We start from the raw sequence: 12,785 nt of genomic DNA on the forward strand, positions 1-12,785 counted from the left end.
TTTTATTAAGTTCCCGTTTTAAGGGTTCAGTGCCTTATGCCACATCTTTAAAGTGAATTTTTGAAAAGTGCGGCATATAAACATACATGATTGTAGGTATTTTTTATCGCAAGGATATAACTGATGATTTTATTATAACGTTTCGATAAACCCGTTTGCTAGATATAACGTTACTGTTAGGAATAAGGATGCACATTTTTAGTGTGCCCTATGTCTTACGTCAGACAACCTGAACACTTACCTTTGTATCAACAACCCATATTAACTTTGATTGGGTATCAATAGACATTTAAAGCGCTAAAATCATCTTCTCCTAAACAAAAAAGATAAATCCCAATATTAAATCTTGAGATTTGTCAATATTTAAATACTCTGATATGAAACATACTCAATAGATTAAATGATGATTACAAAGTCACTCTGTTTTTATTTACCAAATAAATTCGATGCTTTCGATTAAATATATTTACTAAAACATAAAATTTTACAAATCATTTTTTAAATGGTTACGATGATTAAAAATTTTACTTTTTGCCAAAAATAATACACAAAAACGATTCAATTGTTAATGCAATATTAAGGGTAGATAAAGACTCCTATTAATTTGTATATTCACATTCTCAACTATTACTGATATTATAATGCTGAATAACCGCCATCAATATTAAATACACTACCTTGAGTAAACGATGATGCATCAGAAGCAAGATAAACTGTTATTCCAGCTAATTCTTCAGGCTCACCTACTCGTTCCATAGGCGTTGTATTTGTTTCAGTATTATCATTTAGTATCTTTTCCGTTTCGATTGTTCTCATGTAACCAGGGGCAATTGCATTTACTTTAATTCCATATCTAGACCATTCTCTAGCTAAGCTTTTAGTCAGCATCGTCACACCGGCTTTAGACGTTTCATAAGAGCTCTGGTCTTGCGTTTTATTAGCAATCAATCCTAATACTGAAGAGACATTAATCATCGAACCACTGCCCTTCTCAATCATTTGACGTCCTACTGTTTGCGCTACAGAGAATGCTCCATTTAAGCTTAAATTGATTTCTTTTAACCATTCTTCATACGAAATATTTTCAGTATCATCTTGAATTGAGATACTAGCGTTATTGACAAGAATATCTATTTTTCCATATTCCCTTACTACATAATCAACAATTTGATTTACTTCATCTAGATGAGTTATATCTAATTTTAATGATGTGGTTTTAACACCTAATTGTGTAGATATAGTTGTGGCTGTTTCTTGACCAATATTGGATTGCAAATCAGCGATAACGATATTTGCCCCTGCTTGTGCTAATGCCTCTGCCATAGCTTTACCAATGCCAGTTGCACCTCCAATGACCATTGCCACCTTACCAGTTAATTTAAATTTTTCCATAATGTTTACCATCGTCAATCACCTTTCTCGATTTTCAAAACTGTTTTTAAAATCATGAAAATATCATAAAAAATAACAATTTTTCATTAGCTTATGTATGATAATCCTTAAATCTGAAATCACTTCTGTGTCACAATTTAAAATTGTTCTTCATTACCATTGCAAAGATATGTTTGAAAGCAAGAATTTTACTTCAAATTTTAAAAATTATGATAATGAATGATGATTCTGTCTCAATATATCACATATTAAGATGGTTTCGAATAACAAAGATAGATACTTAGTTTTAACAACGTTATGCGTCAATCATTTTTGTTGTAAACTTAACAAATAACTACAATATTATAGTACCAAAACAAAATGTCTCGAACAATAAAATTAATGTTTTTATTTTATTTACTTAATTAATAAAAAATCAATGCTATTTATAATAAAACGAACTCACACTCTTTTGTTCAACTTAAATATTCAACAATTAATTTCATCAAAAATGAACTTGAGTTTCACCTTTTAAAATAATAAGACACTCAATACTGAGCACTTTGTTTATCCTCACATTTTCGCATTAATTCATCTCTTTCATTCTCATTTTTAAGATGAAATCACATTGTTCACATTTTGTCTTTATGCCTCACTATCGCACATACTTCCTTATTCAATTAAATCGCACCTCCTTCCTATTTCTTATAAAAAACACCCCGTACCATTAGACTTTCTACCTAATGCTACGAGGTGCACACATCATGTCATTGTTTCGTGACATATAATTCTATTTTTAAAATACTTATCTATTTAAATGTAAGTTTTTAGAAGTTTCACGGCGTGTCTCTCTCATTAATTTTTCGTCATTAATTAATGAACGACCGTATGTTGGTACCATTTCTTTAACAACAGGTTCCCATGCTTCTTTGTCATCAGCGAAGTTTTTCTCTAAAACTTCTAATACAACTGATAATGATGTTGAAGCCCCTGGAGATTCACCTAATAATGCAATCATAGAATTGTCGTCTGAATTGACAACTTCAGTACCAAATACTACGAAACCTTTACCGTGTTGTTCACTATCTTTAATAACTTGAACACGTTTACCAGCAGTGTAAAGTTCCCAATCTTCATCTTTAGCATCAGGAATAAATGTTCTTAAATAATTCATACAACCTTCTTTAGTTTTGATCATTTGATCAATTGAATATTTAATTAAAGGTACATTTTTAACTGCTGAAGCCAACATTGTAGTAATGTTATATGGTTTGATTGATTCGAATAAGTCTAGATTTGAACCGAATTTCAAGAATTTAGGGCCGATATTCGCATATGGACCAAATAATAATGTTTGTTTACCATTGATATAACGTGTATCAAGGTGTGGTACAGTCATTGGTGGCTTACCTTGAGGCTCTTTACTGTAAACTTTAGCCGCATGTTGTTTAATAATATCTGGGTTTGTACATCTTAAGAATTGACCACTGATTGGGAAACCACCTAGGTGTTCTCTTTGTTTAACGCCAGATTTTTGTAATAACGGAATAGAGTGACCACCAGCACCAATAAACACTTTATCTGCTATTTTAGTTATTTTTTCTTTAGTTTCTCTATTTTCAACGACAACTTCCCATTTGCCATCTTCTCTTTGTGTTAAATCTACAACATCATGATTGTATTTTAATGAAACATTAGATTTTTGTTCTAAGTAATGTGCTAACTTACGTGTTAACGCACCATAGTTCACATCTGTACCTTCATCAATTTTACTTGCTGCCATTTGATGACCTGGTTCACGATTTTCCATCATTAATGGCATCCATTTTCTCATTGTTTCCATGTCTTCTGTATATTCGATTGTATCGAACATTGGAAGAGTTCTTAGTGTTTCATAACGTTTTCTTAAAAAGTTAACGTTTGTTGGTCCCATAACGAAACTGATATGAGGTAATGGTTGAATAAATTCTTCAGGATTAGAAATATCACCATTTTTAACTAAATTACCCCAGAATTGTCTAGATAATTCGAATTGTTCATTAATTTCTTGCGCTTTAGATGCATCAATTGAACCATCATCTTGTTCAACTGTATAGTTTAATTCACATAATGCCGCATGGCCTGTCCCAGCATTATTATTTTCATTTGAACTTTCAATACCAGCGCCTTCTAGTCTTTCAAACATATCGATATGCCAGTTAGGACTTACTTTTGAAAGCATTGTCGCTACTGACGTACCAATAATTCCTGCACCTACAACAACGATGTTTTTATGATTTGCTTCACTCATGTGCATGTTCCTTTCTAAATTTATATATTAAAATAGTACATATATAGACTTTACCACTTTAAACATTTATTAAACAATTAAGCGCGAAAACTCAGTAATCATTTATTTAAAAGTTGTAGTCAGCTATGTGAGTTTTGTGGTAATATCATCATGCGTAAAAATTCGAGATTATTATTATAAAGAAGGTTTAAATAAATCATGAAAGAAAATTTTTGGAGTACATTGCCACGTCCGTTTTTTATTCTGGCACCTATGGAAGACGTGACAGATATTGTCTTTCGGCATGTTGTCAGTGAAGCTGCGAGACCAGATGTATTTTTTACTGAATTTACCAATACTGAGAGTTACTGTCACCCTGAAGGTATTCATAGTGTGCGCGGACGCTTAACTTTTAGTGACGACGAACAACCAATGGTAGCGCACATCTGGGGCGATAAACCAGAACAATTCCGAGAAATGAGTATCGGCTTAGCGGATATGGGCTTTAAAGGTATAGATTTAAATATGGGTTGCCCTGTCGCAAACGTTGCGAAAAAAGGTAAAGGATCCGGCTTAATTCTACGACCTGAAACGGCAGCCGAAATCATTCAAGCTTCTAAAGCAGGTGGTCTACCGGTCAGTGTAAAAACACGTTTAGGTTATTACGATATCGATGAATGGCGAGACTGGTTAAAACACGTCTTCGAACAAGATATCGCAAATTTATCCATTCATCTACGTACCCGTAAAGAGATGAGTAAAGTAGATGCACACTGGGAATTAATCGAAGCAATCAAGACATTACGTGATGAAATTGCGCCAAATACACTATTAACTATCAATGGTGATATCCCCGATAGACAAACTGGTCTAGAACTCGCAAATAAATATGGTATTGATGGCATTATGATTGGTAGAGGGATCTTCCATAACCCATTCGCATTTGAAAAGGAACCACGCGAACATTCAAGCAAAGAATTATTAGGTTTATTACGCTTACATCTCTCTTTATTTGAAAAATATGATAAAGATGAAGCCCGACACTTCAAAAGTTTACGCAGATTCTTCAAAATCTACGTACGCGGCATTAGAGGCGCTAGCGAACTCCGCCATCAATTAATGAACACCCAATCCATTGCCGAAGCAAGAGAACTACTCGATACTTTTGAAGCACGTATGGATGCACGTTCAGAAGTATAAGTATGCGATCGGTAAGTATAATAAACAATAAATGAACCTCCCCTGTTGAGTCAGAGGGAGGTTGTTTAATGTTAAGTAGTAGTAAATCTCGAGCAATTTACAAAAGTGACATAAAAATAAGTTTTAGACTGATTACTTAAACATATAGTGGGCCGAAAAGTAAATGAGCAAACTGTTAAATATAGTCCATGCTTTTTATACAAAATATAGAATGATGAATATATATTGAACATCGTGAATTTTAAGTTAAACTGAACAATATTATGATAAATTAAATATAAGAAGCAAATATTTCATTAAAAATAAGGTGCATATCAATGAAAAGATTGATTTTTATAGTTGTTATTCTCTTTATCCAAGCCTGTAGTTATGTTGTTATTAACTTTTTCTTCTTCGACATGTGGGTGATTCACTCTAGTGAACAACAATTAAATCAATCCATACAACATCATGACACAAAGCAACTTCATAAGATTGCTAAAGATAAGCAGACATATCAGTTTTTAAAAACTATAAAGAAAGCCGATTTCGAAAATGCGACAGATAACCAAGGTGGTGGGCCTATTGGTTATTATCGTTTAGATATTAATAAAAAACCCGTCGGACTTACAATCAATATTAAATATAACTTCCTTCCAGAAAAAACAACTATTCAATCAATAAAGTTATATCAATAAATATATAAAGAAAGGACTATAGCACAAATAAATGTCTAAAGGATTCTTAACATATAGTCAGTTGGTGACAAAATTAAAAATTCTTATTTAAAATTTGATTCAACAGTAGTCGAGGTCCAAGCAAAGACCATTCCACACAAAAATTCCGTAAATAAAGTCAGTTGTGTTCGAAGAATAGGATTGAACAACAATTCAATGCTAATTCTATTTCATTTTTTTATCACATCATCTAGGAAATCTTAATTTTTCTTAACTTACTTATTGCGATAAGAAAAGCTATACATAACTAAACAAATTAGCGTAATGACTATAATATGAATGCCGGCTAAAATAATTGAAAAAACATCTGTGGTAAAAGGTTTAAAATAACCGGAAGTCTTATCAACATCCATGAATAAATGGACACATATCCAAGACACCAATATCCCCACTAACCTTGCTAAGGCAACACTAATATTGCCTTTAACCCCTGATTTAAAAATTGAAAAGCTTATTAGTATCGATATAATTACAAATGGAAAATAACCTAGTAATAAACCTGTTTGATAGTCCGTAAAAATTCCTAAAAATTCAAATGGAATTAAAGATAAAATAACTATGATTACTTTAAATTCTTTCATTTCATTATTTCCTCTTTCCATAAAATTACTTTTTTAATATTGTTTTATTCAATATAATTTTAAATTAGAAATGTAATATATTAAATAGCAAAGTTTTACAAATACTCACTTTATATAAATAGATTTTAAAAATCTTTAAGTCAACAATCATCTTATGAGTATCGGAGGGAGTGTCGTAAATGCAAAAATCACATCGTCATTTATTTTCTACAATGTTATCTTTAGAAAGTGTGATTGCGATAGTCAATGAATTTTTCTTTTTCGGTATCAGTATGTTACTTGATGACGCAATAATATTAATTAAGCGTGTTTCTGAAAAATAATAGTGTTGATATTGTACACAAAATAAGGAGTGAATGAATTGGAAAATTTAGGTTCTTTGTTAGCTATTGGATGTGCTTTATTTGTAATATTTGTTGTACCGTATTTTGATAAGAAAAAGAAGTGAAGTTGAATATAAAGTGCATATAACATAAGTTGAGCCAAAGTACAGTTAATGAATGTACCTCGGCTTATTTTAATTACAAGCATTTAGTATATTGAACGTGACATTTAGATACTTTGATTCATGATAGTTTAGAACTAATTTTATATGCTTCATCTGCAAGTTTTTTATATGTAAAATCTTTATTCTGTATGCTATCCATACTCATTCACCTTATATAAGGAGTTGTTGAACTATATCTATGTCAAAAAAGAAAATCTTGATCTTTATTAGTGTCATATTAATCATTTTTGGGGGCTTTTATCTCAAAATGAAATATAACGAAAAAGAAAAACAGAAAGAAATCTACTACAAAGAGCAACAAGAACGTATCACGCTTTATCTTAAATACAACACTAAAGAACCTAATATCATCAAATCTGTCCATTTCACAAGTTTAAAACAGGGACCAATGGGTGACGCTGTTATTGAAGGCTATATCAATAACAATAAAAAAGATGATTTTGTTGCATTTGCATCACCTGAAAACAATTATCAATTTGGAGGCGGACTTACAGCAGACGTTAAAATATTTAAATTACTTAAATCGGCTAATGAATCTAAATCACCCGATGAAATCAAAAAAGATTTAGACAAAAAGAAAGAACACTAAAAATTTATACTGAACCACAAGAAGTATTATTTAGTGTAATATTTTAAAGGCTTGTCTTCTACAATTTTTTAGGGGGCAAGCCTTTGATATTTTTTATTCTTACTTTTTTTAACCATTTAAATATTCTTGAAAAACTTTAATTTTAAAATAAAATTTATCATATTCAATCATAAAAAACACCCCACAAAGATAGATTTTAGTCCAACTTCTGGAATGCACATCATAATAAATGAGTTCTTTTTCCTTCATTTACGTTTAATGGTGTTTTCTCGTCTTTGCTTAATCAACAAGTAGACAGCATTTGCTATTCCTAACAAAGTCCAAATTATTGATAAATAAATATTATCAAAACTATAGATTTTAGGCATGAGTATTAAAAACATAATATTTAATATTAATGATATACGATGAAGCTTACCAAAATGATTCATTTGAATAACTTATCCCCTCTTCATTTATTACTTTATTAAAAATTTTGCTTTATTCCAATTGTATCATTGGCATTGAACTTTAAAAGTCATAAAACTAAAAATCTTTTCTCAATCCATATGTGTTTGAATATTTTCCAGACCATCCATCAAGCAAAATTGAAGTGCTTAGAAAATAAAAATTGAAAAATACAAAGAAGAATTAATGTTAAGTATATAAAAAACAACGCTAGCTTTTAATATGCTAACGTTGTCAATTTCCTGGGAAATCAATTTTCTTTTTCTAAATTTTTAATTTCGACAGTTGAATATACTTTTACTCTATTTCTTCCCCGTTTTCATCGTATTTTGTAACTTCACCATCAGATGTCACAATATAAGAACCTTCGAGGTTGCCTTCCTTATCTAAAATAGAAAAGCCCCAATCTCCGTCTTCGTTCTGTTCGGGTTCTTTAAATGTATATGTATCAGTATCTAATGGGTGACCTTCATACGCTTCAACTTTATCTATCACATTACTACGTGTAACTTTATCATCATTAGATGTATCACTATCACTGTTAGACGTCCCTTCATCTGACGTGTTAGATTCACTTGAATTTGATGATTGACTTTGTGTAAACGCAATTTGATTTGCTATATCTTTATAATTTGAACTTTTACCGTATTTATTTAATAGTTCATGTAAATCTAATTCTCTTGCTGCTTCCGAATGCGCATATTGTTGATATGTTCCTGAACTTTGTGTGCCTGCAATTAATACCTTTTCATTACCAATACCGATAAGCGTCACAAATGATCCTTTAGATGGTTTTGCAGTATAGAATTTCATATCACTAGGTGCACCTTCTACTTTTGTTGGTAATGCTTCCAACTGATACGTATGAATACTTTTACGTTGGCCCCCACCGTTATAGTTTGCATAAAATGAATGATTTCTTAATTCACTTGCGTTAACGGCATATTGAGAAACTGAGGGATCATTGATAGCTAATGCTACTTTTTGCGATTGAGTTAAATCCTCGACTCTATCTCTAGACTTATTGTTATTACTTGAATGACCATTATTAGAATTTGAATTTTTATTATTTGAAGCTTGCTCGGTTTGAGTGTTACTATTTTCTGATTGCTTATCAGTCTGATGCTGTCCTACCAAATCTCCAAAATCGCATCCTGCAAGTAATGTTGTTACTGTAATTGCTCCGATTGCTAACACATGTTTTTTCATTTCGTTTCTCTCCTTTAAATCTAGAAATTGTCACTGCTGTGATTATATGTGTCGTTCATACTTCAACCAGTTTTACACGATTACTAAATCCATAGTTTAATAACGTAAATTTGTAAAAACATTATTGTTCCCTTGATTGTTAATTCCCGTTATTAAATTTATTTTAATTTATAATAATTATAATTGCTACTAATCACCTAAATAATTTGCACAATATTTAAAAATTTATAGATTTAGAAGTAACTAAACTTAAAAGAACTTATAACATATGCTTTTATACTTCTTAAACTAATATTTATATACCTTAAATTAACAGTAGAAATGTGTTTAAAAATAAATTAATATAACAATATAAATAAAATATAAAAGAGTTGGAGGACAGTTAATTGAAAAGGTTTTTTACAGGACTGATTCTAGTTTTTCTCATTATAATGCTAGGATTTGCAGGGGGATTGGGATACAGTCATTATAAAGATTCAAAATCGAACACTGATGTAGCTTCAAAAGAGACTCAGACTTCCAATAAAAACACTCATGAAGATACAACTTCACAAGGTAAAATGCAAAATCAAGTTAATAGCCAAACAAACGAAGTATCAAATGGGACATCAACTAAAACACTTAGTGAAAAAGCAAAGCAGTTAAGAGAAGCTTTTAACGTCAATGATGAGGAAGCTCAAATTTTAGCAGATGAAATCGATAGAGCAGATGTAAATAAAGATGGCACGATTACAACGGATGAAATGACGCCTACTTTAGATCGTTTTACAAAAGAAGGGAAATTCCAACCATCTGCTGGTGGTACAACTAGCGAAACACCTCACCCTAAATATACAGCAGAAGATGCTAGACATATGTCTGATGATGAATTTCTAGACGCGTATACAGAAGGCATGTCAGATGATGAAGCTGCTACTATTCACGAAAGTGCTCAAGAATCTAACGAGTATATGAAATTTTTAAGAGGACAAGTTGAAGCACGTGCAAAAGGACAGGGCGGTAATTATTAACCAAACTGATTAAAATAAGTAAATAATTAAACTCAGTGATACCTGGGTAGGGAATAAGAAAAATGTGTTGTCTTATTCCCTATTTTTGATTGTTATAGAAAGTGTATATATTTCAATTTTAATGACTAAATCAATTCGAAAAGCAGATATATCGAAAATTCATTAAATATGTAGAAGATGTTCGATTAATAAAGAAGAATTAGCTTATTTATGATCTCAACTTATACTTTTGCCACCTCTCCTATTTCAATAATTCCATATTTTAAACATTATCAGATTCTATAAATTCGCGTACATGTGTATAAATACCTTTGTAATAAGGATATTTTGTATTTTTAAATTTACGCTTCATTTCCTCATCTTGACTGTTAGACATAATCATTGCGTGATCTAAATAACTTAAAAACGCTTCATCATTACCACTATCACCAAAGCCAATAATCAATTCTTTTGGAACACCATATTTATTCATCAAAAATTTTGTGGCATATAATTTTCCTGCATTTCTTGGAGTAAAATTAATATCATAAGCATTTTCAGGATCACCTGCTAAAGGATTACAACGATTAAATGTCATCGTATAGTCCCTTATCTTAGAATACTGAGTGAGGTCTTCTAAAATTGTTTTATCTAAATGCGTGTCACCCGAAGAATAGAGATAGAAATTGTACAATGTTTCATTGTCTCGAAAAGTTCTTTGTGGTATAAACGCTACTTTATGTTTAGAAGAAACATGTTTTAATATATCTAATATATCTTCCAATAAGAAACGTTCTGTCAACACTTCGTTTTTATATTCATCAGATTCAATATATTCGCAGTTATTCCATGTAAACATTTTAGAACTTAAATCTGAAAAAATATGTTGAGGTTTATATGACATACCAACGTTACTCATTTTTTGAAGTACGCTTTCTATAGTACTTCCTGTTAAAATAGCCGTAATGACATTGTTTTTAGTAGTTATATTCTGTAATAAACCTTCCATTTCTCTTAAATAAGGCATATCCGCTTGATGCGTATGATGTTTGTAGTAAGTTTCATCAAAGTCGAATAATATTAAGCGTTTTGTCATCTTCATTCCTCCAGTATCATTTTTTAAATGATAAATAATAATTACGCTCTAAAAAATGATAAAAAACCACGAAAACAGGATAAAATTACTTGTTTTATTTGTAGAATTTTTGATTGAAATCTTCTGTGTTGGTAGTAGGACTTAAAACCTCCTTATGTATGTCTCAAGGTTATATATATAATATCAATAAAATAACTTTGTCATCTATCTATAAACAATTTCATACATGATGACGTTATAACAACTTTACTCAACAATATTTTTCAAATCACTATCACTCATGACTTATCATAATAAAAATAAAGCATCCTTCACTTTGCGATGAGGGATGCTTTATGAATTTTCACATAAAAAATGAATCTGCAGACTATTCTTTTTTATTCAATTCTTTATCAAGTTTTACAAGTGTTGGTTTCGGAATATGAATGCCTTCTTCACTAAAGTATTGTATGACCTCTTTACGAAGCAAACGTTGTCCTGGAAAATGCATTCCGGGCTTAACATGTGCTAAAAGTTTAATCACCATTTCATTGCCATCAACACTATCTAAACCAAGTAAATCTGGTGCAGATACAAATATGTCATATTTATTCTTTAATGTAGGTAAAAATGTTAATAATTTCTCTTCTATCACTTTATAATTCTCATTTGGAGAAATCGGTATCATCACAATAGGTGAAACATCTGTAGCAGAATAATTAACTATTTCACTAATCATACCATTAGGTAATGTATAAATTTCTCCAGTATCTGATTGTATACGCGTTGATCTTAAACCAATCGTTTTAACCGTACCTTCAGCAATTGTTACCCCAGATGCATTAATTTGAACATAATCACTTACATCAAATTGTCCTTCAAATATGATAAAGAAACCAGTAATAATGTCTTTTACAATTGTTTGTGCTCCGAAACCAACGGCAACACCAACAACTCCAGCTCCTGCTAAAATTGCTGATACACTAATACCGAAACGTGAAAGTATTGACGTAAGGACAATAAACCATACGACATAACTTATTAAATTTTGAATCAATGTGGATAGTGTTTCACTTCTCTTAATTTTATGACGGTTCTTTTTCTTTTCATTAACGTTGAAAAATTTAGTAACTAACTTTCTTGATATCGCAATTACAATCATACCCATCAAGATATAAGCAAGTATAATTAAAAGATTAACCAAAAGATTTTGATAGAACTCTATTTTCATCATTGGCTCAAATAGTTTATATAATGTGTCCTTAAACTGACTCATAATAACAACATGACCTCCTATTGTTAAAACAATTAATATTTTCAATGTATAAATCTTTATAGATAATGAGCAGTAAGTCATTTCTAAATATAACACTTATAAATAAACATAGCACCCTTCACTTTTTGATGAAGGATGCTTTATGAATTTCTATATAAAAAATCATCTTAAGAGTACTGATTTTTTAGTCACTTCCAGGTGTAATCATAAAACCATCCATCGAATAACCTTTGACATTTTTTCAAACTATTATTATTCGCATTTTCAATTTCATAAATAATTTTGGATACTGAGCTGGTTTCTTCAAAATTACCTTTTATATTACCAGGTTTTATTTGATAATCTGTTTGACTCATGATTCATCATCCTCGCTAGGAGTGAACAGTACTGCATCTGTAAAAAATATATTTTCTTCTTTATTTTCTACAAAAGTAAATTCTAAATTTTTAGAACCTACAGATGAGCCTTTTAAGTCGCCATCCCCTTTTAACAATAATTTAGGGGCTTGGTTGGTTGGAATATCATATCTTTTTCTTAATTGTTTCACGTTATAGT

The 12,785-nt window shown here is 30.7% G+C and carries 14 protein-coding genes; 5 read left to right on the forward strand and 9 right to left on the reverse strand.

Features of this window, described 5'->3' with window-relative positions; all coding sequences use genetic code 11:
- Nucleotides 1–636: 636 nt before the first annotated feature.
- Nucleotides 637–1,404: an SDR family NAD(P)-dependent oxidoreductase gene (locus HMPREF3058_RS07970; RefSeq protein ID WP_002484927.1), complete on the reverse strand. Its 768-nt coding sequence runs from the start codon at nucleotides 1,402–1,404 to the stop codon at nucleotides 637–639.
- 772 nt (nucleotides 1,405–2,176) lie between these two features.
- The gene (gene lqo / locus HMPREF3058_RS07975) at nucleotides 2,177–3,661 is read right to left on the reverse strand and encodes an L-lactate dehydrogenase (quinone) (protein WP_001830487.1); all 1,485 of its coding nucleotides are present in this window, start codon (nucleotides 3,659–3,661) and stop codon (nucleotides 2,177–2,179) included.
- 198 nt (nucleotides 3,662–3,859) lie between these two features.
- On the opposite strand from lqo, the gene HMPREF3058_RS07980 reads away from it, so the two are divergent.
- Both HMPREF3058_RS07980 and HMPREF3058_RS07985 read left to right on the forward strand, forming a co-directional pair.
- Nucleotides 3,860–4,840: a tRNA dihydrouridine synthase gene (locus HMPREF3058_RS07980; protein ID WP_001830546.1), complete on the forward strand. Its 981-nt coding sequence runs from the start codon at nucleotides 3,860–3,862 to the stop codon at nucleotides 4,838–4,840.
- 317 nt (nucleotides 4,841–5,157) lie between these two features.
- Nucleotides 5,158–5,517, forward strand: coding sequence for a hypothetical protein (locus HMPREF3058_RS07985; protein WP_002496040.1), 360 nt, complete (start codon nucleotides 5,158–5,160; stop codon nucleotides 5,515–5,517).
- A gap of 254 nt (nucleotides 5,518–5,771) precedes the next feature.
- Here HMPREF3058_RS07985 and HMPREF3058_RS07990 read toward each other — a convergent pair whose 3' ends face one another.
- On the reverse strand, nucleotides 5,772–6,137 hold the full coding sequence (locus tag HMPREF3058_RS07990) for a hypothetical protein (RefSeq protein WP_002490839.1): 366 nt from the start codon (nucleotides 6,135–6,137) through the stop codon (nucleotides 5,772–5,774).
- A gap of 179 nt (nucleotides 6,138–6,316) precedes the next feature.
- Between HMPREF3058_RS07990 and HMPREF3058_RS12305 the strand changes: the two genes are divergently transcribed.
- A complete protein-coding gene (locus tag HMPREF3058_RS12305) occupies nucleotides 6,317–6,460 on the forward strand; it encodes a hypothetical protein (RefSeq protein WP_002502200.1) in 144 nt (47 codons plus the stop codon).
- Nucleotides 6,461–6,823: 363 nt separating this feature from the next.
- Nucleotides 6,824–7,234, forward strand: a complete 411-nt coding sequence (locus tag HMPREF3058_RS07995) for a DUF1433 domain-containing protein (RefSeq protein ID WP_002502201.1) — start codon at nucleotides 6,824–6,826, stop codon at nucleotides 7,232–7,234.
- Nucleotides 7,235–7,479: 245 nt separating this feature from the next.
- On the opposite strand, the gene HMPREF3058_RS08000 is transcribed toward HMPREF3058_RS07995, so the two are convergent.
- Nucleotides 7,480–7,665, reverse strand: a complete 186-nt coding sequence (locus HMPREF3058_RS08000) for a hypothetical protein (RefSeq protein WP_002490835.1) — start codon at nucleotides 7,663–7,665, stop codon at nucleotides 7,480–7,482.
- A gap of 313 nt (nucleotides 7,666–7,978) precedes the next feature.
- Entirely contained in the window at nucleotides 7,979–8,890 is a 912-nt protein-coding gene (locus tag HMPREF3058_RS08005) for a hypothetical protein (protein WP_002490822.1), read from the reverse strand.
- A gap of 386 nt (nucleotides 8,891–9,276) precedes the next feature.
- Here HMPREF3058_RS08005 and HMPREF3058_RS08010 point away from each other — a divergent pair, with 386 nt between their 5' ends.
- On the forward strand, nucleotides 9,277–9,900 hold the full coding sequence (locus HMPREF3058_RS08010) for a hypothetical protein (protein ID WP_002490834.1): 624 nt from the start codon (nucleotides 9,277–9,279) through the stop codon (nucleotides 9,898–9,900).
- 262 nt (nucleotides 9,901–10,162) lie between these two features.
- Here the strand turns inward: HMPREF3058_RS08010 and HMPREF3058_RS08015 are convergent, their stop codons facing one another.
- The 4 genes from HMPREF3058_RS08015 to HMPREF3058_RS08025 form a co-directional block, all read right to left on the reverse strand.
- Nucleotides 10,163–10,975, reverse strand: a complete 813-nt coding sequence (locus HMPREF3058_RS08015) for an HAD-IIB family hydrolase (protein WP_049387093.1) — start codon at nucleotides 10,973–10,975, stop codon at nucleotides 10,163–10,165.
- A gap of 367 nt (nucleotides 10,976–11,342) precedes the next feature.
- Nucleotides 11,343–12,230, reverse strand: a complete 888-nt coding sequence (locus HMPREF3058_RS08020; protein ID WP_002455953.1) for a mechanosensitive ion channel family protein — start codon at nucleotides 12,228–12,230, stop codon at nucleotides 11,343–11,345.
- Nucleotides 12,231–12,418: 188 nt separating this feature from the next.
- Nucleotides 12,419–12,586: a hypothetical protein gene (locus tag HMPREF3058_RS12310; protein ID WP_167706324.1), complete on the reverse strand. Its 168-nt coding sequence runs from the start codon at nucleotides 12,584–12,586 to the stop codon at nucleotides 12,419–12,421.
- Nucleotides 12,583–12,785 (reverse strand): Csa1 family protein (locus tag HMPREF3058_RS08025; protein WP_141755970.1); only part of this gene is annotated, 203 nt, incomplete at its 5' end. The genes HMPREF3058_RS12310 and HMPREF3058_RS08025, both read right to left, overlap by 4 nt.

The organism is Staphylococcus sp. HMSC068G11, from assembly GCF_001815825.1.
Taxonomy (GTDB): domain Bacteria; phylum Bacillota; class Bacilli; order Staphylococcales; family Staphylococcaceae; genus Staphylococcus; species Staphylococcus epidermidis.

Bases quoted from the DNA above. Each gene is read 5' to 3' on its own strand.
- HMPREF3058_RS07990 (WP_002490839.1), bottom strand. From the start codon at position 6,137: ATGAAAGAATTTAAAGTAATCATAGTTATTTTATCTTTAATTCCATTT.
- HMPREF3058_RS08015 (WP_049387093.1), bottom strand. From the start codon at position 10,975: ATGACAAAACGCTTAATATTATTCGACTTTGATGAAACTTACTACAAA.
- HMPREF3058_RS12310 (WP_167706324.1), bottom strand. From the start codon at position 12,586: ATGAGTCAAACAGATTATCAAATAAAACCTGGTAATATAAAAGGTAAT.
- lqo (WP_001830487.1), bottom strand. From the start codon at position 3,661: ATGAGTGAAGCAAATCATAAAAACATCGTTGTTGTAGGTGCAGGAATT.
- HMPREF3058_RS08000 (WP_002490835.1), bottom strand. From the start codon at position 7,665: ATGAATCATTTTGGTAAGCTTCATCGTATATCATTAATATTAAATATT.
- HMPREF3058_RS07980 (WP_001830546.1), top strand. From the start codon at position 3,860: ATGAAAGAAAATTTTTGGAGTACATTGCCACGTCCGTTTTTTATTCTG.
- HMPREF3058_RS07985 (WP_002496040.1), top strand. From the start codon at position 5,158: ATGAAAAGATTGATTTTTATAGTTGTTATTCTCTTTATCCAAGCCTGT.
- HMPREF3058_RS07995 (WP_002502201.1), top strand. From the start codon at position 6,824: ATGTCAAAAAAGAAAATCTTGATCTTTATTAGTGTCATATTAATCATT.
- HMPREF3058_RS12305 (WP_002502200.1), top strand. From the start codon at position 6,317: ATGCAAAAATCACATCGTCATTTATTTTCTACAATGTTATCTTTAGAA.
- HMPREF3058_RS08020 (WP_002455953.1), bottom strand. From the start codon at position 12,230: ATGAGTCAGTTTAAGGACACATTATATAAACTATTTGAGCCAATGATG.
- HMPREF3058_RS07970 (WP_002484927.1), bottom strand. From the start codon at position 1,404: ATGGTAAACATTATGGAAAAATTTAAATTAACTGGTAAGGTGGCAATG.
- HMPREF3058_RS08005 (WP_002490822.1), bottom strand. From the start codon at position 8,890: ATGAAAAAACATGTGTTAGCAATCGGAGCAATTACAGTAACAACATTA.